The 24,473-nt window shown below is 68.0% G+C and carries 24 protein-coding genes; 9 read left to right on the top strand and 15 right to left on the bottom strand.

Features of this window, described 5'->3' with window-relative positions:
- Positions 1-83: 83 nt before the first annotated feature.
- Positions 84-413 (top strand): helix-turn-helix domain-containing protein, encoded by a 330-nt coding sequence (locus ABZ942_RS03530; RefSeq protein ID WP_357378629.1) that lies wholly within the window; start codon positions 84-86, stop codon positions 411-413.
- Between the two features lie 150 nt (positions 414-563).
- Here the strand turns inward: ABZ942_RS03530 and ABZ942_RS03525 are convergent, their stop codons facing one another.
- The 4 genes from ABZ942_RS03525 to ABZ942_RS03510 form a co-directional block, all read right to left on the bottom strand.
- On the bottom strand, positions 564-1,859 hold the full coding sequence (locus tag ABZ942_RS03525) for a pitrilysin family protein (RefSeq protein WP_357378627.1): 1,296 nt from the start codon (positions 1,857-1,859) through the stop codon (positions 564-566).
- An 86-nt stretch (positions 1,860-1,945) separates the two neighbouring features.
- Positions 1,946-4,225 carry a polyribonucleotide nucleotidyltransferase gene (locus ABZ942_RS03520; protein ID WP_357378625.1) on the bottom strand — a complete coding sequence of 760 codons (2,280 nt, stop codon included), beginning with the start codon at positions 4,223-4,225 and terminating at the stop codon, positions 1,946-1,948.
- Positions 4,226-4,599: 374 nt separating this feature from the next.
- On the bottom strand, positions 4,600-4,869 hold the full coding sequence (rpsO, locus tag ABZ942_RS03515) for a 30S ribosomal protein S15 (protein WP_357378623.1): 270 nt from the start codon (positions 4,867-4,869) through the stop codon (positions 4,600-4,602).
- Between the two features lie 176 nt (positions 4,870-5,045).
- Positions 5,046-6,017 carry a bifunctional riboflavin kinase/FAD synthetase gene (locus ABZ942_RS03510; protein WP_357378621.1) on the bottom strand — a complete coding sequence of 324 codons (972 nt, stop codon included), beginning with the start codon at positions 6,015-6,017 and terminating at the stop codon, positions 5,046-5,048.
- Positions 6,018-6,253: 236 nt separating this feature from the next.
- Between ABZ942_RS03510 and ABZ942_RS03505 the strand changes: the two genes are divergently transcribed.
- Positions 6,254-6,922, top strand: a complete 669-nt coding sequence (locus ABZ942_RS03505; protein WP_357379359.1) for a metal-dependent transcriptional regulator — start codon at positions 6,254-6,256, stop codon at positions 6,920-6,922.
- Between the two features lie 114 nt (positions 6,923-7,036).
- Here the strand turns inward: ABZ942_RS03505 and ABZ942_RS03500 are convergent, their stop codons facing one another.
- Positions 7,037-8,122 (bottom strand): tartrate dehydrogenase, encoded by a 1,086-nt coding sequence (locus tag ABZ942_RS03500; RefSeq protein WP_357378619.1) that lies wholly within the window; start codon positions 8,120-8,122, stop codon positions 7,037-7,039.
- Positions 8,119-9,588, bottom strand: coding sequence for an NAD-dependent succinate-semialdehyde dehydrogenase (locus tag ABZ942_RS03495; protein WP_357378617.1), 1,470 nt, complete (start codon positions 9,586-9,588; stop codon positions 8,119-8,121). Before ABZ942_RS03495 ends, ABZ942_RS03500 begins: the two co-directional genes overlap by 4 nt.
- A 145-nt stretch (positions 9,589-9,733) precedes the next feature.
- On the opposite strand from ABZ942_RS03495, the gene ABZ942_RS03490 reads away from it, so the two are divergent.
- Positions 9,734-10,975: an aminotransferase class III-fold pyridoxal phosphate-dependent enzyme gene (locus ABZ942_RS03490; protein ID WP_357378615.1), complete on the top strand. Its 1,242-nt coding sequence runs from the start codon at positions 9,734-9,736 to the stop codon at positions 10,973-10,975.
- 75 nt (positions 10,976-11,050) lie between these two features.
- Positions 11,051-11,545, top strand: a complete 495-nt coding sequence (locus ABZ942_RS03485; protein WP_357378613.1) for a DUF3830 family protein — start codon at positions 11,051-11,053, stop codon at positions 11,543-11,545.
- A 324-nt stretch (positions 11,546-11,869) separates the two neighbouring features.
- Here the strand turns inward: ABZ942_RS03485 and ABZ942_RS03480 are convergent, their stop codons facing one another.
- The 3 genes from ABZ942_RS03480 to ABZ942_RS03470 all read right to left on the bottom strand — a co-directional run bounded on the left by ABZ942_RS03480 (position 11,870) and on the right by ABZ942_RS03470 (position 15,296).
- Positions 11,870-12,664, bottom strand: a complete 795-nt coding sequence (locus ABZ942_RS03480) for an alpha/beta hydrolase (RefSeq protein WP_357378611.1) — start codon at positions 12,662-12,664, stop codon at positions 11,870-11,872.
- A 251-nt stretch (positions 12,665-12,915) separates the two neighbouring features.
- Positions 12,916-14,301, bottom strand: a complete 1,386-nt coding sequence (locus ABZ942_RS03475) for an amidase (protein ID WP_357379357.1) — start codon at positions 14,299-14,301, stop codon at positions 12,916-12,918.
- A 29-nt stretch (positions 14,302-14,330) separates the two neighbouring features.
- A complete protein-coding gene (locus ABZ942_RS03470) occupies positions 14,331-15,296 on the bottom strand; it encodes a D-2-hydroxyacid dehydrogenase (protein ID WP_357378609.1) in 966 nt (321 codons plus the stop codon).
- An 86-nt stretch (positions 15,297-15,382) separates the two neighbouring features.
- Here ABZ942_RS03470 and ABZ942_RS03465 point away from each other — a divergent pair, with 86 nt between their 5' ends.
- From ABZ942_RS03465 to ABZ942_RS03455, 3 genes are read left to right on the top strand one after another with little or no spacing between them, the layout of a single operon-like run.
- On the top strand, positions 15,383-16,123 hold the full coding sequence (locus ABZ942_RS03465) for an Asp/Glu/hydantoin racemase (RefSeq protein WP_357378607.1): 741 nt from the start codon (positions 15,383-15,385) through the stop codon (positions 16,121-16,123).
- 15 nt (positions 16,124-16,138) lie between these two features.
- Complete coding sequence (locus ABZ942_RS03460) at positions 16,139-16,870, top strand: maleate cis-trans isomerase (RefSeq protein WP_357378606.1); 732 nt, start codon at positions 16,139-16,141, stop codon at positions 16,868-16,870.
- Positions 16,857-17,546 carry a GntR family transcriptional regulator gene (locus ABZ942_RS03455; protein ID WP_357378604.1) on the top strand — a complete coding sequence of 230 codons (690 nt, stop codon included), beginning with the start codon at positions 16,857-16,859 and terminating at the stop codon, positions 17,544-17,546. Before ABZ942_RS03460 ends, ABZ942_RS03455 begins: the two co-directional genes overlap by 14 nt.
- Positions 17,547-17,555: 9 nt before the next feature.
- Here the strand turns inward: ABZ942_RS03455 and ABZ942_RS03450 are convergent, their stop codons facing one another.
- Together ABZ942_RS03450 and ABZ942_RS03445 are read right to left on the bottom strand one after the other, a co-directional pair.
- Positions 17,556-17,978 carry an EF-hand domain-containing protein gene (locus ABZ942_RS03450; RefSeq protein WP_357378602.1) on the bottom strand — a complete coding sequence of 141 codons (423 nt, stop codon included), beginning with the start codon at positions 17,976-17,978 and terminating at the stop codon, positions 17,556-17,558.
- A 202-nt stretch (positions 17,979-18,180) separates the two neighbouring features.
- Positions 18,181-18,600, bottom strand: a complete 420-nt coding sequence (locus ABZ942_RS03445; protein ID WP_357378600.1) for a DUF4345 domain-containing protein — start codon at positions 18,598-18,600, stop codon at positions 18,181-18,183.
- 141 nt (positions 18,601-18,741) lie between these two features.
- Between ABZ942_RS03445 and ABZ942_RS03440 the strand changes: the two genes are divergently transcribed.
- Positions 18,742-19,350 (top strand): helix-turn-helix domain-containing protein, encoded by a 609-nt coding sequence (locus ABZ942_RS03440; RefSeq protein WP_357378598.1) that lies wholly within the window; start codon positions 18,742-18,744, stop codon positions 19,348-19,350.
- A 307-nt stretch (positions 19,351-19,657) separates the two neighbouring features.
- Here ABZ942_RS03440 and truB read toward each other — a convergent pair whose 3' ends face one another.
- From truB to ABZ942_RS03425, 3 genes are all read right to left on the bottom strand, one after another.
- Positions 19,658-20,563, bottom strand: coding sequence for a tRNA pseudouridine(55) synthase TruB (gene truB / locus ABZ942_RS03435; RefSeq protein ID WP_357378596.1), 906 nt, complete (start codon positions 20,561-20,563; stop codon positions 19,658-19,660).
- Positions 20,563-21,231, bottom strand: a complete 669-nt coding sequence (gene npt / locus ABZ942_RS03430) for a 4'-phosphopantetheinyl transferase Npt (RefSeq protein WP_357379356.1) — start codon at positions 21,229-21,231, stop codon at positions 20,563-20,565. Before npt ends, truB begins: the two co-directional genes overlap by 1 nt.
- Positions 21,232-21,474: 243 nt before the next feature.
- Positions 21,475-22,431, bottom strand: coding sequence for a metallophosphoesterase (locus tag ABZ942_RS03425; protein WP_357378594.1), 957 nt, complete (start codon positions 22,429-22,431; stop codon positions 21,475-21,477).
- Between the two features lie 229 nt (positions 22,432-22,660).
- Here ABZ942_RS03425 and ABZ942_RS03420 point away from each other — a divergent pair, with 229 nt between their 5' ends.
- Positions 22,661-23,065 carry a hypothetical protein gene (locus ABZ942_RS03420; RefSeq protein WP_357378592.1) on the top strand — a complete coding sequence of 135 codons (405 nt, stop codon included), beginning with the start codon at positions 22,661-22,663 and terminating at the stop codon, positions 23,063-23,065.
- 44 nt (positions 23,066-23,109) lie between these two features.
- On the opposite strand, the gene ABZ942_RS03415 is transcribed toward ABZ942_RS03420, so the two are convergent.
- The gene (locus ABZ942_RS03415; RefSeq protein WP_357379354.1) at positions 23,110-24,447 is read right to left on the bottom strand and encodes an MATE family efflux transporter; all 1,338 of its coding nucleotides are present in this window, start codon (positions 24,445-24,447) and stop codon (positions 23,110-23,112) included.
- Positions 24,448-24,473 lie beyond the last annotated feature (26 nt).

The following is a 24,473-nucleotide window of genomic DNA, read 5'->3' as shown; positions in this document are numbered from 1 at the left end:
ATCAGGTAAGTTTGATAATGATCGAACCTCGTACGACAGTACAGTTAGTATGACGATCATCAAACCCCGGAGTGAGGTAGATCATGACCGAAGCTAAGGAGGCGGCGGCCGAGGCCCCGCCGGTGGCCCCGCTGTCCACCGTGCTCGGCGCGATCCAGGACCCCATCCGTCTGGAGATGGTGCGCAGGCTGAGCAACGCGGGCACCGCGGTCCGCTGCAACGAGCTCTACGAGGTGATCAACAAGTCGACCGCGACGCATCACTTCAAGATCCTGCGCGAGGCAGGCGTCATCGAGCGAGTGATCGTGGACGGCCAGATCTGGCAGCGCCTGCGCGCCGCGGACATCGAAACCGCCCTGCCCGGCCTGCTCGCCTCGGTGGTCGACAACGCCAACCGCGCCAGCGACGCCTGAGTCGCGCACGCCGAAACCGGGAGTCGACACAGCATCATCGAGCAGGTGGCGCGCAACACGTTGTCGCATTCGTCACCGAGGCGCCGAGGCTGCTGGGCTGTGCACACCCGTAACGCGGTACGCCCCCGCGAATTTCAGCGCCGGGAACTGTCAGCCTTCGACCAACCGTCGCACCGCGGCGGGCAGTTCGCGAGTTCGCTGATACGGCCCGGCAATCGACGCCGCGAACGGCCGCGACAGCAGCGTATTCGCGATGGCGCAGACCTCGTCGGTGGTCACCGCGTCGATCCGCGCCAGCGTCTCGGAGACGCTGCGGTGATTGCCGTAGCTGAGCTCACTGCGCCCGATGCGGTTCATCCGCGACGCGGAATCCTCCAGGCCGAGCACGAGCCCACCACGCAGCGATCCCTTGGCGCGAGCGCATTCGGCATCCGTAATGCCGTTCGCCGCAACCTCTTCGAGCACGCCACGCGCCAGTGTGGCCACCTTGCCGAGGTTTTCCGGCTGGCAGCCGATGTACACCGAGAACGCGCCGGTATCGGCGAAGGTGTCCACGCTGGAGTACACCGAGTACGCCAGCCCGCGTTCCTCCCGAATCCGTTGGAACAGCCGGGAACTCAGCCCACCACCGACCACGGTGTTGAGCACCGAGAGCGGCCAGCGCCGCTCCCCCTCGTGCCGCCCGAAGGCCCGCACGCCGAACGCCAGATGCGCCTGCTCGCTGTCGCGGTGGCTCCAGTGCAGCTCCGGATCGCTGGCCGGCCGAAACCGGCCCTCACGCCGCTTTGCCGGGGTGGCCGCGGGATCGAGCCGATTCTCGAACGCACGGTGCACCAGCTCCACCGTGTGATCGTGTTCGACATTGCCCGCGACCGCGACGACCATCCGGTCCGGCCGGTAACGCCGCAGATGGAAGCCGCGCAACTGCCCCGCGTTCATCGATTCGATGGATTCGACGGAGCCGATCACCGGCCGCCCGATCGGATGGTCACCGAACAGCGCGGACAGGAACGCGTCGCCGACCAGGTCCTCGGGATCGTCGTCGCGCATGGCGATCTCCTCGAGCACCACCTGACGTTCCAGGTCGACGTCCTCGGCCCGGCACAGCCCGTTGAGCACCACGTCGGAGACCATGTCCACGGCCAGCGGCAGGTCCTCGTCGAGCACGTGCGCGTAGTAGCAGGTCTGCTCCTTCGCGGTGAACGCGTTGAGCTCGCCGCCGACGGCGTCCATCGCCTGCGCGATATCCAGTGCCGTGCGCGTCGGGGTCGCCTTGAACAGCAGGTGCTCGAGGAAATGCGCCGCACCGGCGACGGTGGGGCCCTCGTCGCGCGAGCCGACGCCCACCCAGACGCCGATCGAGGCCGAGCGCACGCCGGGGACATGCTCGGTCACCACACGCAGCCCGCCGGGTAGCACGGTGCGTTGTACGCCGGGATCGATCATGTTGGCTCGCAGCTCCAGTGACGAACCCCCCTGCTCGCGTCGGAGCAGAGGGGCTGTCGTCTTCTTCGTCGTCACAAAGACAAGTACTACTCGGTCGCTGCCGCGCCCGCATCAACGGTCTCGGCTTCGGCCGGCTCTTCGGCGTTCTCCTCGACCGGGACCAGCGAAATCTTGCCGCGGTTGTCGATATCGGCGATCTCGACGCGCAGCTTGTCGCCGACGTTCACCACATCTTCGACCTTGGCGACGCGCTTGCCGTTGCCGAGCTTGGAGATGTGCACCAGACCGTCGCGGCCCGGCAGCAGCGAGACGAACGCGCCGAAGGCGGTGGTCTTGACGACCGTGCCGAGGAAGCGCTCGCCGACCTTCGGCAGCTGCGGGTTCGCGATGGCGTTGATCTGGTCGATCGCCGCCTGCGCCGCAGGACCGTTGGTCGCACCGACGTAGACCGTGCCGTCATCCTCGATGGAGATGTTGGCGCCGGTCTCCTCGGTGATCTGGTTGATCACCTTGCCCTTGGGCCCGATCACCTCGCCGATCTTGTCGACCGGGATCTTGATCGCGGTGACGCGCGGAGCGTACTGGCTCATCTCGTCCGGGGTGTCGATGGCCTCGGCCATGACCTCCAGGATCGCGGTGCGGGCGTCGTGCGCCTGGCTCAGCGCGCCTGCGAGCACCTGCGAGGGGATGCCGTCGAGCTTGGTGTCGAGCTGCAGCGCGGTGACGAACTCGCGGGTGCCCGCGACCTTGAAGTCCATGTCGCCGAAGGCATCCTCGGCGCCGAGGATGTCGGTGAGGGCGACGTAGCGCACCTCGTCCTCACCCTTGTCGTTCTTGATCGTGTCGGACACCAGGCCCATCGCGATGCCGGCGACCGGCGCCTTCAGCGGCACACCGGCGTTCAGCAGCGACAGGGTCGAGGCGCAGACCGAGCCCATCGAGGTGGAACCGTTGGAGGACAACGCCTCCGACACCTGACGGATGGCGTACGGGAACTCTTCCTGGCTCGGCAGCACCGGCATCAGGGCCCGCTCGGCGAGCGCGCCGTGGCCGATCTCGCGACGCTTCGGCGAACCGACACGGCCGGTCTCACCGGTCGAGTACGGCGGGAAGTTGTAGTGGTGCATGTAGCGCTTGCTGGTCTCCGGGCCGAGCGAGTCGACCTGCTGGGCCATCTTCACCATGTCGAGGGTGGTGACGCCGAGGATCTGCGTCTCGCCACGCTCGAACAGCGCCGAGCCGTGCGCGCGGGGCACCACGGCGACCTCGGCGGACAGCGCGCGGATGTCCGCGAGACCGCGGCCGTCGATGCGGAAGCCGTCGGTCAGGATGCGCTGGCGCACCAGCTTCTTGGTGACCGAGCGGAACGCGGCGCCCAGCTCCTTCTCGCGACCGGTGAAGTCGTCGCCCAGGCGGGACAGCACGTCGAGCTTGATCTCGTCGATCTTCGCTTCGCGCTCCTGCTTGTCGGCGATCGACAGCGCCTCGCCCAGCTCACGCTTGGCGGTGCCCTCGACGGCCTCGTAGACATCGGCCTCGTACGGCGGGAACAGCGGGAAGTCGCCGGTCGGCTTGGCGGCCAGCTCGGCGAGGTCGGCCTGCGCCTTGCAGAGGCGGGCGATGAACGGCTTGGCGGCCTCGAGGCCCTCGGCCACGACGGCCTCGGTGGGCGCCTGCGCGCCGCCGTCGATCAGCGCGATGACCTTGTCGGTGGCCTCGGCCTCGACCATCATGATCGCGACGTCACCGGACTCGACCACGCGGCCCGCGACGACCATGTCGAACACGGCGCCCTCGAGCTGCTCGACGGTCGGGAACGCGACCCACTGGCCCTCGATCAGCGCGACGCGCACGCCGCCGACCGGACCGGAGAACGGCAGACCGGCGATCTGGGTGGACGCGGACGCGGCGTTGATCGCCACCACGTCGTACAGGTCGTTCGGGTCCAGGCTCATGATCGTGACGACGACCTGGATCTCGTTGCGCAGGCCGTCGACGAACGACGGGCGCAGCGGGCGGTCGATCAGGCGGCAGGTCAGGATCGCGTCGGTGGACGGGCGGCCCTCACGACGGAAGAACGAGCCGGGGATGCGGCCCGCGGCGTACATGCGCTCTTCGACATCGACCGTCAGCGGGAAGAAGTCGAACTGGTCCTTGGGGTGCTTGCCCGCGGTGGTGGCGGACAGCAGCATGGTCTCGTCGTCCAGGTAGGCGACGACCGAACCGGCGGCTTGACGGGCCAGGCGGCCGGTCTCGAAGCGGACGGTGCGGGTGCCGTAGCTGCCGTTGTCGATCAGCGCGACGGATTCGAACACACCGGGCTCGACCTCTACGGCCGAGGACTTGCGTTCTGTTGTTTCGGTCATTCTCTGCTCTCAACCTCTCGTCTTCGCCGGATCGAGCGCCATCTGGCGCGATCCGGCTCTTCGTCAGCCGTACCTGGTACGGACGCGCGGCAACCATCCTGGCTGCGGCACGTGCACCCGGCCGAATCCCCTTGGATCACGGCGACGCGGAGGCGGTCATCGATCGAAGCCCGCCGGCGGTATCTGCCCTGCCGGGAGGCCACTACCGAAGACCGACGCCACGCAGGCGGGTGCTTACGGCTGTGCAATGTCGTCGTATTTCCGGGCCCACGCAAAAGACTGCGGCCCGCATACACGAATAGCCAACGGGGAGATTGTACGTCTCCCCGCTGGCCGGGTCTCCGGCTACCTCGGGTAGCCGGCGTGTGGAGCTATCAGCGGCGCAGGCCGAGACGCTCGATCAGCGAACGGTAGCGCTGGATGTCGTTGGCGGCCAGGTACTTCGACAGCCGACGACGACGGCCGATCAGCGCGAGCAGGCCGTGCCGGGTGTGGTGATCGTGCTTGTGCACCTTCAGGTGCTCGGTGAGATCGGAGATCCGCTTGGACAGCAGCGCGATCTGGGCCTCCGGCGAGCCGGTGTCCTTCTCGTGCAGGCCGTATTCCTTGAGAATCGTCGACTTCTGCTCAGTGGTCAGAGCCATGCGGCATCCACTCCCTATTTCAGTCCCGCGCTCGAAGTTCCGGTTACCCGGGTCGGGTGCCACCGCGGACCGCAGCAAACCCGAGGATCTACCTTACCGGATCGAATTCCGCCGACCGAATCGGCCGGGGCCTGTCCGAATCCGAGCCGAGGAATCGAGCGATCAGCGCGGCAGAACTATCGGTCGTCCACGGCGGCGAGGATCTTGCGAGTGGTCTCCACGTCGCGGCCCATGTGTTCGATGAGTTCGTCGATCGAGTCGAACTTGCGCTGCCCCCGCACGTGGTCGACGAAATCGACCGCGACGTGCTGGCCGTAGAGGTCGGCCTCGCCGTCGAGCACATACGCCTCGACGGTGCGGGCGCGGCCGGAGAAGGTGGGGTTGGTGCCGACCGAGACGGCGGCCATCGCCCGCTGGCCCGGCGTGACGGTGCCGATGGTCGGACCGGGGCCGAGCACGGTGAACCAGCCCGCGTACACGCCGTCGGCCGGGATCGCGGCGTGCATCGGCGGCGCGACGTTCGCGGTCGGGAAGCCGAGCTGACGACCGCGGCCGTCGCCGTGCACCACCACGCCCTCGACCCGATGCGGGCGGCCGAGCGCCTCGGCCGCAGCGGCCATGTCGCCCGCGTCGACGCAGGCGCGGATGTAGGTGGAGGAGAAGGTGACCGCGTGTTCGCCGAGCAGCTTCACGCCGTCGACCTCGAAGCCCCAGCGTCCGCCGAGCTCACGCATGGTGTCGATGGTGCCCGCGGCCTTCTTGCCGAAGGTGAAGTTGTCGCCGACCACGACCTCGACCACATGCAGCCGCTCGACCAGCAGATCGTGCACGTAGCGCGCGGGGGTCAGCTTCATGAAAGCCTGTGTGAAAGGCATCACGCAGAACACGTCGATGCCCAGTTCCTCGGCCAATTCCGCCCGACGGGTCAGCGTGGTCAGCTGCGCCGGATGCGAGCCGGGCCGCACCACCTCCATCGGATGCGGATCGAAGGTCATCAGCACCGCGGGAACACCGCGCGCGGCGGCCGATTTCACCGCCCTGCTGATCAGCTGCGCGTGACCGCGGTGCACGCCGTCGAACACGCCGATCGTGAGTACACATCGGCCCCAGTCCGCGGGAACGTCGTCCAGCCCTCGCCATCTCTGCACAGTCGGCAGCTTATATCGCGCAGCTGAACGGGGTTCGACCGAAGCCTGCGATGTCACGCAACGCTTCCGGTGTTGTGTACGGGTGGTGAATCCCTGGTTCCACTGTGCGGCGAGCTGTGTCATTCGGGAGGCATGTGCTTAAGCTCGAGTATGTGCCCGGTAAACGAGACATCGCCACCCGCCGTGAGCTAGCCGACGCTGCTGCGCCGAGACAAGCCACCGGCGGCACCGCGACGATCGCGCCCGTGCTCTCCTCGGTGGCCCAGGACTATCTCAAGGTGATCTGGACCGCACAGGAGTGGTCGCAGGAGAAGGTGTCGACCAAGCTGCTCGCCGAGCGGATCGGGGTGTCCGCGTCGACCGTCTCCGAGGCGGTGCGCAAGCTGGCCGATCAAGGGCTGGTCGAGCACGCCCGTTATGGCTCGATCACCCTCACCGAGGGTGGGCGCCTGGCCGCGATCGCGATGGTGCGCAGGCATCGGCTGATCGAGACGTTCCTGGTGAACGAGCTCGGCTACGGGTGGGACGAGGTGCACGACGAGGCCGAGGTGCTCGAGCACGCGGTCTCCGAACTGTTGATGGCTCGGATCGACGCCAAACTCGGCTACCCCGACCGTGATCCGCACGGCGACCCGATCCCGTCGGTCGACGGCGCCGTGCCGACACCACCGGCCCGGCAGCTCAGCGATTTCCACGCGGGCGAGTCCGGTCGGGTGGCGCGCATCTCCGACTCGGATCCCGACATGCTGCGTTACTTCGACTCCGTCGGCATCGCGTTGGACACCGCCATCACGGTCGTGGAGCGCCGAGACTTCGCGGGTACCATCGCGATTCGCATCGGCACGGCCGAGACTCCTACCGACCTGGGCAGTCCCGCCGCCGAAGCGATCTGGCTCACCGCCTGAGGCTGCGGCTCACCGGTCGATGGTACGGCGCCTCGCCTGACCATTCGACGCACCGCGTTGTCAGGCGGCTCGTCGCTCGAGAGTGCGGCGCGCCGACCGACCACGCGGCTGGTTTCAGTGCGAATCGGCGCCTATCGCGCCCACCAATTCGGCTGCGCGGCTTGCGATTGCGGTGGCGAGCTCGGTAGTGGTCGCGGTGCCGCCCAGGTCCGGAGTGCGGACTTTGCCCGCGCCGAGTACGTCGCAGACGGCACGGTCGACCGCCGCGGCCGCGGCGTGTTCGCCGAGGTGCTCGAGCAGCATCGCGCCCGCGAGAATCTGCGCGACCGGATCGGCGATGCCCTGCCCGGCGATATCGGGGGCACTGCCGTGCACCGCCTCGAACATCGACGGCGCGGCGCCCTCGGGATTGATATTGCCCGACGGTGCCAGCCCGAGCCCGCCGGTCACCGCGGCGGCCAGGTCGGACAGGATGTCGCCGAACAGGTTCGAGCCGACGATCACGTCCAGGCGGTCCGGGTGCAGCACGATCTCCGCGGCCAACGCGTCGACGTGCATCTGCCGGGTCCGCACGTCGGGGTATTCGATGGCGATCTGGTCGAACACGCTGTCCCAGTACGGCATCGAGTGGATGAGGCCGTTCGACTTGGTGGCCGAGCACAGGCGACCGCCGCGTTCGCGGGCCCGCTCGAAGGCGTACCGGATGATCCGTTCACAGCCGACCCGGGTGAAAACCGACTCCTGCAGCACGAATTCGTCGTATCGGCCGGGATTGTGCTTGCCGCCGATCTCGGAGTATTCGCCCTCGGAGTTCTCCCGCACGATGAGGATGTCCAGGTCCGCGGCGGTCCGGTCGCGCAGTGCCGACTCGGTCCCGGGCAGCAATCGGACCGGGCGGAGGTTGACGTACTGGCTGAAGGCGCGCCGCAACGGAATCAGCAGGCCCCACAGCGAAACATGGTCGGGCACACCGGGAAAGCCGACGGCGCCGAGCAGGATCGCGTCGAACCCGGCCAGCAGGTCGGGACCGTCCGGGGGCATCATCTGGCCGGTGCGCAGGTAATTCGCACAGGACCAATCGAATTCGGTCCACTCGATGCCGGGCAGCACGGTGTCGAGCACCATGACGGCCGCCGCGGTGACATCGACGCCGATGCCGTCGCCGGGAATCGTCGCGATGCGGTAGCCGGGGTCGTTCACAGGCGCACTCCGATGTATTTGGTCTCCAGGAACTCGTCGATGCCGATAGCGCCGCCTTCGCGGCCGAGCCCGGATTCTTTGACGCCGCCGAAGGGCGCGGCGGGGTTGGACACGACGCCCTGGTTGAGACCGACCATGCCGGTTTCCAAGGCCTCGCAGACCCGCAGCCCGCGGCGCAGCTGCTCGGTGAAGACGTAGCCGACCAGCCCGTACGGGGTGTTGTTGGCGCGCGCGACGACCTCGTCCTCGGTGTCGAAGACGGCGAGCGACGCCACCGGTCCGAAGATTTCGGTGTGACACATCGCCGCGTCGTCGGGCACGCCGGTCAGCACGGTCGCGGGATAGAAGTTGCCGGGTCCGTCGATCGCGGCGCCGCCGGTCAGCACCTGTGCGCCGCGGCGGCGTGCGTCGGCGACCAGCTCGGTCACCTTGGTCACCGCGTCCGCGTCGATGAGCGGACCGACGACGACCCCCGGCTCGGTGCCGCGCCCCATCGGCAACGCGGCCATCCGGGTGGCGAGTCGGGTCGAGAACTCGTCGATGATGCCGCGCTGCACGAAGATTCGGTTCGCGGCGGTGCAGGCCTGGCCGATGTTGCGCATCTTCGCCGCGAGCGCGCCCTCGACGGCCTCGTCCAGGTCGGCGTCGTCGAACACGATGAACGCGGCGTTGCCGCCGAGCTCCATCGAGGTGCGCATCACTGTCCGCGCGCACTGTTCGAGCAGTCGCTTGCCGACCGCGGTCGAGCCGGTGAAAGACAGCTTGCGGGAGCGGGTGTCGAGGATGAGTGGCGTCATCAGCGCGCCGGGGTCGGCGGTGGTGAGCACGTTGACGACACCGCGCGGCACCCCGACCCGATCGAGCAGGTCGGCGAGCGCGAGCATCGACAAGGGCGTCTGCTCAGCGGGTTTCACCACGCAGGTGCAGCCGGCCGCCAGTGCGGGCGCGATCTTGCGGGCTCCCATGGCCATCGGGAAGTTCCACGGCGTGATCAGCAGGCTCGGGCCCACCGGCTGCTTGGTCACCAGGAACCGGGCGCCACCGGTCGGCGCAGGCAGATAGCCGCCGTCGAGCCGGACCGCCTCCTCGGCGAACCAACGGAAAAACTCTGCTGCATAGGCGATTTCGCCGCGCGCCTCGGTGAGCGGCTTGCCCATTTCGAGCGTCATGATCAGCGCGAGCCGGTCGGTGTCGTCGAGCAGCGCGTGGTGTGCGCGCATGAGGACGTCGGCGCGCGCCCTGGGCGGTGTCGCCGCCCAAGCCGATTGGGCCGTGTGCGCCGCGGCCAACGCGTCGAGTCCGTCCTGCGGGCTCGCGTCGGCGACCGCGCACAGCGGCCGGTCGGTGGCCGGATCCAGCACCGGCAGCTCGGCGTTCGTCTCGCACCACTGGCCGTCGATATACAAACCCGTTGGCACAGTGTCGATTACGGCTCGCTCCGCGGCGGACAAGGTCTCGGTGAGCATCGGCGCGGGACTCCTTTCGCTACCGGACGCGGGCCGCTGGCTATTGCTGCGGCCTCTGTCGCCATGTTATGCATATTGTCGACAATCCGACAATAGACAATCTGCGGATGTTGCGAGCGCACCACTTTCCGGGAGGCGGATCACCATGACCGAACTTTCGCCCGTTCTGCGGCAGGCCACCCCGGTGACCGTCGACCACGGATCCGGCTGCTACCTCTACGGCACCGACGGGCGCCGCTATCTCGACTTCACCGCGGGCATCGGCGTGACCAGCACGGGCCACTGCCATCCGCAGGTGGTCGCGGCGGCGCAGGCCCAGGTGGCCAGCCTGATCCACGGCCAATACACCACCGTCATGCACCGGCCGATGCTGCAGCTCATCGAACGCCTCGGCACGGTGCTGCCGGACGGATTGGACACGCTGTTCTTCGCCAATTCCGGCAGCGAGGCGATCGAGGCGGCGCTGCGGCTGGCCCGCCAGGCGACCGGGCGGCCGAATGTGGTGGTCTTCCACGGCGGTTTCCACGGCCGCACCGTCGCGGCGGCGACCATGACGACCTCGGGCACCCGATTCTCGGCCGGGTTCAGCCCACTGATGTCCGGTGTGCACGTAGCCCCCTTCCCGACCGCGTACCGCTACGGCTGGACCGAAGAGGAGGCGACCGCGTTCGCGCTGCGCGAGCTCGACTACCTGTTCGCCACCATCTCCTCGCCTGCGGAGACCGCCGCGTTCGTGGTCGAGCCGATGCTCGGCGAAGGCGGCTACATTCCGGGCAACACGGCGTTCTTCCGTGGACTGCGCGAGCGAGCCGATCGGCACGGCATCCTGCTCGTCATCGATGAGATCCAGACCGGCTTCGGGCGGACCGGAAAGTTCTTCGGACATCAGCACTTCGAGGTGCGGCCGGACATCATCACCATCGCCAAGGGGCTCGCCAGCGGGTTCCCACTGTCCGGTATCGCGGCCTCGCGCGAGCTGATGGCGAAGGCTTGGCCCGGCTCGCAGGGCGGCACCTATGGTGGCAATGCCGTGGCCTGCGCGGCGGCGGTGGCGACGCTCGAGGTCATCGAATCCGAGCACCTGGTGGACAACGCCGCAGCGCGCGGTGAGCAGCTGTTGAACGGGCTACGGGCGAGCGCCACCAAGGCGATCGGTGATGTGCGCGGCCTCGGGCTGCTGGCCGGTGCCGAATTCACCACCGCGACAGGCGAACCCGACACCGAGACGGCGAGTGCCGCGCAACGGCGCGCGGTCGAGAAGGGACTGCTGCTGCTCACCTGCGGCGCGCACATGAACGTGGTGCGGATGATCCCGCCGCTGATCGTGACCGATACTCAGGTCGAGGACGCGCTCGCGATCTGGACCGAAGTGCTGGCCGAGCTCTAGCCCTGGCCCGGCGGCCGGGACCTGCCCGGCCGCCACCTGCGCTCACCCCGACCGACGACCAGAAAGCAGAAACCGATGGCCCGCTACATCACCATCACCCTGACCAAGGCCGCCGTCACCTGCCGCGCCCGGCTGCTCGACGCGGAGGCACCGCACACCTGCGCCGCCGTGTGGGACGCGCTGCCCCAGGAAGGCGACGCCTTCCACGCCAAGTACGCCCGCAACGAGGTGTACACCCTGGTCCCCCGCATCACCGCAGCCCCCCACCGAGAAAACCCGACCGTCACCCCCATCCCCGGCGACGTCTGCCTCTTCGACTTCGAGCCCTGGGAAATCGGCAACCCCGCCTACGGCTACGACCCCGGCTCCACCGCCCACCACGACCAGGGCGCCACCGACCTGGCAATCTTCTACGGCCGCAACAACTTACTCATCAACGGCGACATGGGCTGGGTCCCCGGCAACGTCTTCGCCACGATCGAGGAAGGCTTGCCCGACATCGCCACAGCCTGCAACGACCTGTGGCTACACGGAGTCTCCGGCGAGACCTTGGCCTTCGCCCGCGCCTGACCACCGCCCCGCCCGACAGCGCGCGGCACGAGCCACATTCGCTTCACCGCGATCGGTTCTCGCCGCGAACCAATTCGCGCCCCGCGCAGCAATTCGCTGACGAACTCGCGCGCGGCGGCACGAAACGTGCGCGCCGTTTCCATCTCGCACCACAACCAGGCAGGCGTCGCGAGCGACTCCCGCACAGCGCCAGCCGTATTCGGCTCAGCACGAACCCCATTCGCCGACCGCTGGGTCCCGCCGCGCGCCAATTCGCGCCCCGCGCAGCAAATCGCTGACGAACTCGCGCGCGGCGGCACGAGACGTGCGCGCTGAATTCGTATTTCAGGGCGCGTTGAGGAACGCCGTGACGTCGGTGACGAAGTCCTCGCGCCCGACGATCGCGTGCCCCGCGTCGGGGTACATCACCAACCGTCCGTGCGGCATCAGGCGCGCGGTCTCGGCGAACATCTCCGGCGTCCAGAAGTAGTCTCGCGCACCGCAGATGACCAGGGTCTGGGTTTCGATCGCGCCGAGGCGGTCGTAGACGTCGAACTGGTCTTCTGCGCGGAGCAATGCGATGGGGTCGGCGGGCTTCGGGACCTTCATCAATACGGTCAGTCGCATCGGTATCGCCAGTAGCCGTTGGAGCACGCGGTGCTGCGTGAATCCGGCAACGAGCGCGTCGGCGCGGAACCGGCCGTCGCGCTCCAGGCCGGCGATCATCGCGAGCTGCGCCTGCTTGGCCACCGGCCCCAAACGGTATGCTGCACTTGCCACGACAGCCCGGCGTACGACCTCGGGATGGTCGGCAATGAGCTGGAGTACCAGGTCACCTCCGGTCGAATGGCCGAGCACGTCGACCGGCTCGCCGAAGTGCGCGGCCAGGCCCGCCGCGTGGCCGGCGGCGATGTCGGCGAAGGTCGCGCCGACCGAGAGGCCGGGTGCCCGGCTGGTGTAGTACACCTCGAAACCGGCTAGAGCCAGCGGCTGCACGCTCGCCAACGCGATCTTGCGCATCCGGCCCGTGGGGTTGGCGTGGTCGAGTGCGAACCCGGCGAGATACACCAGCGGCCGACCACGACCCACCCGAAGGTATGGCTCACCGCCCTGAAAGACGCCCTCGACAATGGCTTCCACCAGCCTCATCTCCCTGTTGTCCGCATCGACGCTACCGGCGTGGCAAAAGACCCACCAACTTGCCGCCATTCCGACGCGATCACCACGATCGCAGGGCGCACGCACGGTCTGCCCGGCCGGCCCGGAGCCGTTGTCTCGATGCGTCGGAAACTGTTTCTGCAGAGTCGAATTCAGAATCGGCAAACTCCCTACAGAACTAACCGAAGGCGGCCGTCAGCCTGTCTGGGCGGATGAAAGGCGCCTTCGGTCGGCTACGGGGTGAGTATGTGTTCGGCGTAGCGGGCGACGGCGAGGATCAGGTCGTCGGAGTGGCGGGGGCCGACGATCTGCATGCCTACGGGGAGGCCGTCTTTCGTGGTGCCGACCGGGATGCTGATGGCCGGCTGCTGAGTCATGTTGAACGGGTAGGTGAATGGGGTCCATTGGGGCCAGGTTGTCTGGCCGCTGCCGGGCGGGACGTTGTGGCCTGCTTCGAAAGCGGTGATCGGCATTGTCGGGGTGATGAGTACGTCGTAGGCGGTGTGGAAGGCGCCCATGGTGATTCCGATTTCGGCGGCCACGTTGCGGGCGTCGAGGTAGTCGACGGCACGGACGGCGTCGCCTTGGGCCCAGACCTCGCGTAGCGCCGGATCTACCCGTTCGCGGGAGCCCTCGGGGAACTTCGACAGCATGGTGGCGGCGCCTGCTGCCCACAGTAGTTCGAAGGCCTCGCGCGGGTCGGTGAAGCCGGGATCGGCTGCAACAACGCGCAATTCGGCGTCGGCGAGTTTCCGCACGGCCGCGTCGACGAGTTCGGCGACCTCGGGATCGACTGTGGCGTAGCCGAGTGTTGGTGAGTAGGCGACGGTGAGGCCGCGGACCTCGCGCACAACCTGTCCACGGAACGTGGTCAGGGTCGGTGCGAGGCTGGTCGGATCGCGCGGGTCGGGCAGGGACAGGATGTCCATCAGGAGCGCGGCGTCCTCGACGGTTCGCGTCATCGGCCCGGCGTGTGCGAGCGGACCGAACGGGCTTGCCGGGTACAACGGGATCCGGCCATGGGTGGGCTTGAAGCCGACGATGCCGCAGAACGATGCCGGAATGCGGATGCTGCCACCACCATCGGTGCCGACCGAGACCGGTCCCATACCTGCGGCAACGGCGGCGGCACTGCCACCGGACGAGCCGCCGGCAGTCGTCCGCGGGTCGACCGGATTACGGGTGATACCGGTCAGCGGACTGTCCGTGACCGCCTTCCAAGCGATCTCCGGCGTCGTCGTCTTGCCGAGGAACACCATGCCGTCCTCGCGCAGCCGGGCCGCGACCGGACTGTCCACCGTCCACGGGCCGGCGGGGTCCACCGAGGTGGATCCGCGCTTGGTGGGCCAGCCTTCGGTGAGGAAGATGTCCTTGATCGAGATCGGCACGCCGTCGAGCAGCCCGCGGGCGTGGCCCGAATGCCAGCGCGCCTCGGCGTCTTTCGCCTGCACCAGCGCCCGGTCGGGGTCGACCAGGCAGTAGGCGTTCACGTCCGGATCGCGAGTCGCGATGGCGTCGAGGATGGCCTCGGTCGCCTCGACCGGGGAGAGCGCGCCCGCCGCGTAGGCCGAGACCAGCTGGACGGCGGTCATCGCCGCTGGGTCGGTGGGAATATTGATGTCGGGGTAGCTCATCAGAGAGGGCTCCTTCAGCCGGGCACGTACCCCAGCTCCTTGTCGACCACGTTCTGCAGTGGCCGGCCGGCGATCCAGTTGTCGAAGTTCTCGGCGAACGCGGTGACGATATCGGTCCGCCAACCGCGGAAATCGCCCGAATTGTGCGGTGTGATCGACACGTTCGGCAGATCCCACAGCGGATGGTCGGGCGGCAGCGGCTCGGGGTCGACCACATCGAGCGCCGCCCCCGCAATCGATCCGGCGCCGAGTGCGGCGACCAGATCGTCGGTAACTACGAGTTCCCCGCGGCCCACGTTGACAAACCTCGCATGTGGCTTCATCGCGGCGAATTCTCTGGCGCCGAACATGTTCCGGGTCTGTGGGGTCAGCGGGGCGATCGCCACCACATAGTCGGCCAGCGGTAGCTCGGCGTGCAGGTCCGTGCCCACCGTGCCGAAATCGGGGTCGGCGGAACGTATTCGGCGGCCGACCGCGCGAATGTTCATCCCGGCCGCGCGCAGCAGTCGCGCGATGGCACGGCCGATCGAGCCGGTGCCGACGATGAGAACCGTGCTGCCCGCGACCCGTTCGTTCTCGCGATGCTCCCACTCGTGGCGCAGCTGCCTGCGCAGCGATCCGGGCAGGTCCTTGGCGAAACCGAGGATCTGTCCGAGCACGTATTCCGCGATGGCGGTATCGAATAGACCGCGCGTATTGGTGACGACGACGTCGCTGGCCCGCAGTTCGGGGAACATCGCCGGGTCCACCCCGGTCGATCCCATGTGCAACCATTGCAGCCGGTCGGCCGATGGCCATGCGCCGGGGATCGCGCGGGTGCGGAAGTCGTAGACGAAAAGCACGTCGGCACCGCCCAGCGCCACCGCGAGACCGGCGGCCTCGGTGTAGCGCACAGTCGCCCGAGCCGACACGGCGGCCATCAGATCCGCCTCGGGCACGCGGTCACTGTGCAGGACGGTGACAATGGGGCCCGTTTCCACATTGACACACTAAGATCGCATCGTATGATTGTCAACAATCCGACTCTGCTCGGAGGTCTGTCCGGCTGAGTGCGAGAGGGGCCGTAGTGGAACTCAGCTTCCCGGATATCGAGGGCCCCGTCGCACAACGGGGCATCGGCATCATCGCTCCGTTCGACCTCGCGCTCGAACGCGAGCTCTGGCGCTGGGCGCCGATGGAGGTCAGTCTCCATCTGGCCCGAACGCCGTATGAACCGGTTCCGGTCTCGTTGGCGATGGCCGAACTGGTCTCCAACCCTGCGCATTTGACCACCGCGACGCGGGATGTGCTGCATGTGGAACCGGAAGTGGTTGCCTACCTGTGCACTTCGGGCAGCTTCATCAAAGGTCTCGAGTACGAACGCTCGCTGCGCGAAACAATCTGTGCGGCAGGGGCATTGGACGCGGTCACCACCTCAGGTGCGCTGATCGAGGCGATCCGGCATCTGGACATCAGCCGGGTCTCGGTGCTCACCCCGTACGACGAGATCCTGACCAACAAGCTGCACGACTTCCTCGGCGAAGCGGGCTGCAGCGTCATCCGCTCCGACCATCTCGGGCTGGGCGGTGGCATCTGGAAAGTCAACTACCGCACCATCGCCGAGCGCATCGTCGGCGCCGATGACCCGGCAGCTCAAGCCATCTTCGTCAGCTGTACCAACCTGCCAACTTATGACGTGATCGAGCCGCTGGAACAGGCACTCGGCAAACCCGTGCTCACCGCCAACCAGCTCACCATGTGGGCCTGCCTCGGCCGGATGAAGCTGCCGATGATGGGTCCGGGCAAGTGGCTACTGAACGTCTTCTGATCGGGAGAACAACATATGCGGACACCCACCATCGGTTTCATCTACCCGGATCACGCGGCCGAGGACGACTACCCGTTGGCCGCCGCCGCGCTCGGTGCGGGCCTGCCGGTGGCGCATATCTACGGCACCGATCTGCACGCCATCCCCGAGCTGCTGGATCTGGGCAGCCCGGACAAGCTACGGCACGGGGCCGAACTGCTCGCACCGCATGCGCCCGAGGCTGTCGTATGGGCCTGTACCTCAGGCAGTTTCGTCTACGGGCCGCGCGGCGCGCGTGATCAGGTCGACGCGCTGGCCGCGGCCGCGGGCGTGCCCGCGACCAGCACCAGTCTCGCGTTCGTCGATGCGGTGCGCGCGCTCGGCGTACACACCGTCGCCATCGCGGCCAGCTATCCGGACGACGTCGCGGAGCTGTTCGTCGAATTCCTCGCCGACGCCGGGATCCTGGTGGTCTCGATGCGCAGCGCGGGAATCGACACCGCCGCCGAGGTCGGCACCTTGGCCGCCGACCATGTTCGGCAGCTGGCCATCGCCAACGATCATCCCGAGGCCGAGGCGCTGCTCATCCCCGATACCGCGATGCATACTCTTGCCGTGCTGCCGGAACTCGAGGCCGCACTCGGCAAGCCGGTACTGACCGCCAACCAGGTCACCATCTGGGCGGGGCTGCGGCTGGCCGGCGTCGCCGCGACCTGCCCGGCCCTCGGCACCTTGTTCACAGAAAGGTACGCACATGCCGCTCGTTGAGATCGAGCCGGTCAGCAGACAGTCGACGGCCGAGGTGATCGCCGATCGGCTCCGCGAGGCGATCATGCGCGGCAGTTTCGCGCCGGGCGACCAGCTCGGCGAGGCCGACCTCGCGGCCCGCTTCGACGTGTCGCGCGGGCCGGTGCGCGAAGCGATGCAGCGGCTCGTGTCCGAGGGTCTGCTGCACAGTATTCGCCATCGCGGCATCTTCGTCATCGACCTCACCATCGACGACGTCGTCGACATCTACCAGGCCAGGACCGCCATCGAAGGCGGTGCGCTGGAACTGATCCTGGACGGCCGCCGCGAGATCGCCTACGCGGCACTCGCCGACAGCGTCACCCAAATGTGCGCGGCCGCCGAAATAGGCGATGCCGCCGGCCTTTCCGACGCCGACCAGGCCTTCCACGTCGCACTGGTGGACAGCGCAGGCAGCCCTCGACTGGCCCGCGCCGCCCGCACGCTACTGATCGAAACCCGAATGTGCCTGGGCGCCTTACAAACAACGAACCCGGACTTGACCGAACAGGCCCGCGAACACGTCGACCTGCGCGCCGCCATCGGCTCCGGCCCCGCCGCCCGCGCCCGCAAGCTGCTGATCGACCACATGCAGGACGCGGTCCGCGCCATCGCCGCCGACCGAACCACCCAGCCCGCCGTACCAGCCGAGGCCTGAGACCCACGATCAGCGGGCGAGGAAGTCCAGGAGGGTGCGGAATTCGGGGAGGGAGAGGTAGCCGTCGTTGTCCTGGTCGGCGGCGGCGAGCAGGTCGGCGGCGGGTTCGTGGATGCGGCCCGCGCCGACGTGGCGGATGAGGGATTCGAGTTCTTCGACCGAGATGCGGCCGTCCTGGTTGGTGTCGAAGACCTTGAAGGCGGCGTCGGCATCGGTGACCTCGATGCGACCGCCGACCAGTGCGGCGTCGAATTCCGCTCGGGAGACCAGGAAGTCGCCGTTGGTGTCGGCGGCGGCGACCATCCGTTCCACGGCGTCGTCATCGACCTCGAGGCCGAGCGACCGGATGCCCTCGGTGATGTCGGCGACCGAGACGAGCCCGTCGCCGTCCCGATCCCATAGCCCGAACGTATCGACCGGTCGTTCGCCCATTGCCCACTGCCTCCCACTGCCGCCCCTTCGAGCGGCCAATCCACACTGTACGGATTCCCTTGCCGCCCAGCAGCGCAGCAGTCATCGGTCACGCGAGCGGGGCATGACCCTCGCCTGCCCCGCGCTTCGCGACCGCCGAGCCCGTTCGGCGCAGTCGGTTGGCCGGCAGACGCCGAACCGACCTGCTCGCGCCGCGTGCGACTCAGCGGAAGGCGGGGGTGGAACCTGCCAGCGGGGTTGTGGCGGTGCGCTTTTCGTCTGCGGCGGCGAGCCAGAAGTAGATCGGCGGGAGGACTACTTCGATGGCGGTGAGGACGATCTGGAACCAGTTGGGCCAGCCGTAGACGGCGACGGAGATGAAGCGGCCGACTGCGCCGAGCAGGAAGATGCCTGCGAGCCAGCGGATCGCGGTCGAGGGAATCGGGGATTGGCGGGCGGCCCAGAGCCACGCGACGCCGTAGCCGAGGAAGATCGCGCCGAAGAAGCGGGTCTGACTGTCGGCGGTGACGCCGGAGTCGCCCATATCGGGGATGCCATCGATGCCTGCGACCAGGTGGAGGATGCCGATCGCGACACAGGCGACGCCCATTGTCACAGAAAGCCATTTGAGTGCGGTTGCCATGCTGCCCCTCCGCGGTGTGCGACGAATCCTGCTGGCGGACAGTGGATTCCCAGTCGAACCAGCCGCCGCGCGCAAGTAGACGTTTGTCTACTATCAGACCCTACGACGCTTAGTAGACAGACGTCAACTAAAGTTTTCGAGATGAGTACTCGCCGCCGCCTGTCCACCGACGAGCGCCGTCAGGTGCTGCTGGAAGCGGGCGCGCGACTGTTCGCCGAGCGCGCCTACGACGCGGTGCTGATGGAGGACGTAGCTGCGGCAGCCGGAGTGTCACGGGCCCTGCTCTACCGCCATTTCCCGAGCAAGCGCGACCTCTTCGCCGGCGTCTACGAGCAAGCCGCGGACCAGCTACTGATCGCCACCCCGCTCGACAACGGACGCCCGCTCGCCGAGCAACTGGCCGCCGGACTGAACACCCACTTCGACTACTTCGAGGCGAACGCCAACAGCGTGCTCGCGGCGAACCGGGTGCTCGCCGGCGATCCCACCATCCAGGCCATCATCGCGGGCGAGCTCGGCGAGCTGCGCCGTCGACTCCTGGACGTCCTCGGTGTCGAAGGAACCCTGCGTGTCCAGGTGTCATCAGTGCTGATGAGCTGGCTCACCTTCGTGCGGGTACTGACGGTCGAATGGCTGGAGAACCAGCACTATTCCCGCGCGGAGTTGCTCGAGATCAGCGTCGGCGCACTACTCGGCGCACTGCAGCCCATCCTCGGGCCCAACCTCCAGTCAGTCGACGCAGAGGGGTGACTGTCGGCCACCAGAACGCCGCCGCGTAGCGACCCAGGTTCGGCGGACAGACGACCACCCCCACCGACGCCCCACGCTTGCGGCTCCTGGAGCAGCGCGCGATAGCCCCGACCGGATCGAACGCGACATACGCACTGAGTAGGCCGAGCCGCGACCGTTACGCAAGTGATCAGCTCGCGTTTCATCGATCTTCCTGTGTGAGAACGTAGTTCACCTCGCATCGTCCAGGCCGGAGTCTGCCTGCTGCATCGCCAGCACACCGGCCGCCCGAGCGGCTCGGCGGACCTACGAGCGGCCTGCCACTCGACTACAGGTTCGACGGGCGTACGACCATTACCGACGCGGCGCGCTTGCCGCTCTCTTGGAGCAGGGCGATCGCGCGACCTTCCTGATCGATCGCGGCGTAGACGCCGGGGAGGCCGATGGGGTCGAGCCAGCGGCCGTTGCGGAGGTCGTTGGTTTGGGCTTCGTCGATCTCCCGGTGCGGGAACGCAGTTCGCACGGCCTCGTCCATGTCGAGGCTGAGCATGGGGGCGTCGGATTCGGCGGCGGTTGCCAATTCGGCCAGGGTGCGGGCGTGTTCGAGGGTGAACGGGCCGACTCTGGTGCGGCGCAAGGCCGTCAGGTGGCCGCCGACGCCGAGCGCGGACCCGAGGTCGCGGGCCAGGGCGCGGACGTAGGTGCCGGAGGTGCATTCGACGATCACGTCCAGGTCGACGAATGCGCCGTCCGTGACATCGCGGCGGGCGAGGATGTCGAAGCGGGACACGGTGACCGGGCGGGCGGCCAGCTGCACTTCCTCGCCCGCGCGGTGCCGGGCGTAGGCGCGTTCACCGTTCACCTTGATCGCGCTCACGGTAGCGGGCACCTGCTCGATGTCGCCGGTGAGTTTCGCTGTGTGCGCAGCGATTTCGGCATCCGCGAGCTGCGAGGCCGGGATGGTCGAGAGCACCTCGCCCTCGGCGTCGTCGGTGGTGGTGGCCTGGCCGAGGCGGATGGTCGCGGTGTAGGCCTTGGTGGTCAGGGTGAGCAGGCCGAGGAGTTTGGTGGCCCGTTCCACGCCGAGCACGAGCACACCGGTCGCCATCGGGTCGAGTGTGCCCGCGTGCCCGACCTTCTTGGTGTGCAACAGCTTCCGGCACTTCGCGACAACGTCGTGGCTGGTCATGCCACTGTCCTTGTCGACGATCAGCAATCCGCCGAGACCATCCATCAGGCGTGCACGATCGCGGTGAGAATGAACCCGTCGGCGATCAGCCAACGGCCGTCGAACGAAACCAGCGGCACCCCACCGTCGTTGGTCTGCCCCGGCACCAGCAGCTCACTGTGGAAGGTGCCGTGGCCGGACTGCTCGGTGCTGTCCTCGACCTCGAAGGTGATGTGCGCGTCCTCGAAGCCGAGCCAGCGATCGGTCAGCGGCCACCACGCCTTGAAGGTCGCTTCCTTGGCGCAGAACAGCAACCGGTCCAGGTGCAGCCCGGAGTAGGTGGTGTTCAACCATTCCCGCTCCGGTGGCAGACTCACCGAATCCAGCACGCCTTCGGGCAAGGCCGCATGCGGCTCGGCGTCGATCCCGATCGAGCGGAACCGCATCTTGTGCCCCAGCGCCGCGGCCCGATACCCGTCGCAGTGCGTCATGCTGCCGACGATCCCGCGCGGCCAGATCGGCGCGCCCCGCTCCCCCTTGCCGATCGCCACCGGCGGCTCACCGAGCTCGGCCAGCGCCAGCCGCGCGCAATGCCTGGCTCCGATGAAGTCCCGGCGCCGCTTCTCCACCGCCTTCGCGATGAGATGCTCCTCCGCCGGATGCGCCTTCAGGTCCTCCGGATACTCCAGCAGCTCAGCCGACGCGACACCGGACGGCAAAATTGTCTCGATCAGCTCGACCGCCTCCCCGAAACTTCAGGCCGGACTCGTGCGCCACGTACGTTCGGATGGCGGCCGGCGGCCAACGGGCGGGCCACTATGCCCGTACCCGACGAGTTACCCATGTACACACCAAATCAGTAGTTGCGTTGGGAATCAAATTGCCGAAGCTACAGCTGACGGCCGTTCACACGCAACGACGCCAGTCTGCAGATGGCCGCAGCGACACCGCTTATGCGCGGCGTCTTGCCAGTCCACTCAGACCCCGCGGCGACGTTCGGCTTTGGCGCGCATCTCCGCGGCGGCGGCTTCCATTTCGGGGGTGACCTTGAAGTGGCCGCCCCATTCGTTCAGGGAACCGGGCGGGTACTCGGGGGCGGGGAGGATTTGGCGGAGGAGGCGTTCGGGGAGGCCGCGGCGTTGCCATTCACGGGGGTAACCGAGGGAGACCTCTTCGAAGCGGACACCGTCGTAGTGCGAGGTGCGCGGGATGTGCAGGTGGCCGTAGACCGAGCAGAGCACGTTGTAGCGGGTGTGCCAGTCGGCGGTCAGTTCGGTGCCGCACCAGAGCGCGAACTCGGGGTAGAACAGCACGTCGGTGGGCTGGCGGACCATCGGGAAATGGTTGATCAGCACCAGCGGCGTGCCTTCGGGCAGCGCGTCCAGCTTGCGCTTGGTGACCTGCACGCGGGCATGGCACCAGGCATCACGGGTGAGGTAAGGGTCCGAGGAGAGCAGGTATTCGTCGGTGGCCACCACGTTGCGGTCCCGCGCGATGGCGAGCCCCTCTGCCTTGGTGGTGGCGCCCTTCGGCAGGAACGAGTAGTCGTACAGGAGGAACAGCGGGGCCAGCGTCACCGCGCCGCCGTGCTGCTCGGCGCCCGCGCCCTCCCACACCGGGAACGGATCCTCCGGGGTCAGCACGTCCAGGTCCCGGCAGATCGACACGAGGTAGTCGTAGCGTGCGACGCCGGTCATCTGCACCGGGTCCTTCGCCGTCGTCCACAGCTCGTGGTTGCCGGGCACCCAGATCACCTTGGCGAAGCGGCCACGCAGCAGCTCCAGCGCCCACCGAATGTCGTCGGTCTTCTCCCCCACATCCCCCGCCACGATCAGCCAGTCCTCCGGCGAGTCGGCATGAATCTGCTCGACCACCGGCCGATTCCCCTGGTGCCCGACGTGAATGTCGCTCACCGCCATCAACTTGGGTATCACCACACCTACCTTGGCACACCCACCCCGATCCGCGCCCGCCACCCCGCCGCGCGTCCCCGGGCGAGTGGCGCACCGAGGAGAGTTCGTCGCAGCTACGAGTGACCATCATGAGCCCGGCCAAACCGGAATGAGGCATTTATCTCGGAACATGCAACCCGCGCAAATCCGGCTGCACGACCCACTATGTTATTCGAACATGATCGCACGCAACACATTCCGAGGGATTGTCGTGGCATCATCGGCTGCGGCAGCCTGCCTCACCGTTCCAGGTCTGGCCGGGGCAACCATCAGTCCGCCGAGTACCGCGTCGTTGCAGGTCGCCGGGGAGACCCTCACCGCGACGCCCAGCCGGATCAGCACCGACCTCATCGGCGGCACCGTGCAGTGCACGCTGCTGGTCGACGGCGACCCGCGGCAGAACACCCTGTCCCCCAGGCAGCCCGCGCCTGCCGATTTCACGCTGACCCGCCAGCTGGCCGCGGGCGAGCATCTGGCCCTCACCTACTGCGCCGACTTCCCGCTCGGCTCCGATACGCCGAGCTCGTACCCGACGCTGGCCTGCGCCAAGGTGACGGTGCCCGCCGCAACGGTCGAATCGTTGCCGAACGACCAGTGCTTCCTGACCAACAGCTGATTCGCTGAACACGAAACCCCGGGCGCTGTCCGGGGTTTCGTCCGCTATCCGGAGCTCCGAACGTGTCCGGGGACTTCCGCACCGACGCGAGCCCACCGGCCGGACCAGGCTCGCCAGGAGACGGCGACCAGCCGTAGGAGCATGAAAGCGACCAGGCCGGACCAGATTCCGGCGATCCCCCAGTCGAAGACCAGCGACAGCCAGATCGCGGGGAGGAAGCCGAGCAGGGCCGAGCCGAGCGTGGTGGTGCGCAGGTAGGCGGCGTCGCCCGCGCCGAGCAGGACACCGTCGAGGGCGAACACAATGCCTGCCACCGGGATGATGCACACGAAGAACCACCACGTGACGTGAGTGCGGTCCAGCACGGCCGGGTCGTCGGTGAACAGTTTCGGGATCAGTCCCGCGCCTGCGGCGAAGCACGCGGCAAGACCGAGCGCGAAGATTTCCGACCAGCCGGTGACCCGGCGGGCCAGCGCGCGGGCGCCGAGTGCGTCACCGGCGCCGAGGGCCGCGCCGACCAGGGTCTGTGCGGCGATGGCGAGCGCATCCAAGGTCAGCGCGAGGAAATTCCAGAGCTGCAGCACCAGCTGATGCGCGGCGACCGAGGCGGCGCCGAAGCGGGCGGCGACCGCGGCGGCGGAGACGAAGCAGGCCTGGAACGCGAGGCTGCGCACGATCAGGTCCCGGCCGAGGACCAGTTGCGCGCGCATCACCGACCAGTGCGGTGCGAGCGGAACCCGCTCACGCACAAGGGCATTCACAAACAATCCGGCCATCACCAGCTGACCGGCCACGTTCGCGACGGCGGAGCCGGGCAACTCCAACCGCGGCGCACCGAGCAGCCCGTGCACCAGCACCGGACACAGCACACCCGAAACACCAAGCCCAGCAACGACATAGATGAGCGGACGGCGAGTCTCCTGCACCCCGCGCAGCCACCCGTTGCCCGCCATCGAGATCAGGATCAGCGGCACCCCGAACAGCGCGATCCGCACCCAGTCGCGCGCCTCGGCGGCGATGTCGCCACCACCGGCGATCGCACCGGTCAGCGGCACCGCGAAGAGCTGAACCAGCAGCAGAATCAGCAGGCCGACCACGATGGCCAGCCAGGTCGCCTGCACGCCCTCCGCCACCGCGCCGCGCTCGTCGCCCGCACCGTGTCTGCGCGCGGCCCGCGCGGTGGTGCCGTAGGACAGGAACGTCAGCTGCGAACTCGTCTGCGCCAGAATCAATCCGCCCACCGCGAGCCCGGCCAGCGCGAGCGCGCCCAGCCGCCCGACCACGGCGAGATCGAACAGCAGATAGATCGGTTCGGCGACGAGCACGCCCAGGGTCGGCACCGCGAGCCGGAGTATTCGCCCCGGCCCGGCCTCGGCCGCCATGTCGGCGTTACCGGTAGCAACCGTCG

The organism is Nocardia sp. NPDC046473 (genome assembly GCF_040645995.1).
GTDB lineage: Bacteria > Actinomycetota > Actinomycetes > Mycobacteriales > Mycobacteriaceae > Nocardia.
This window is presented reverse-complemented; position numbering and strand designations above follow the sequence as displayed.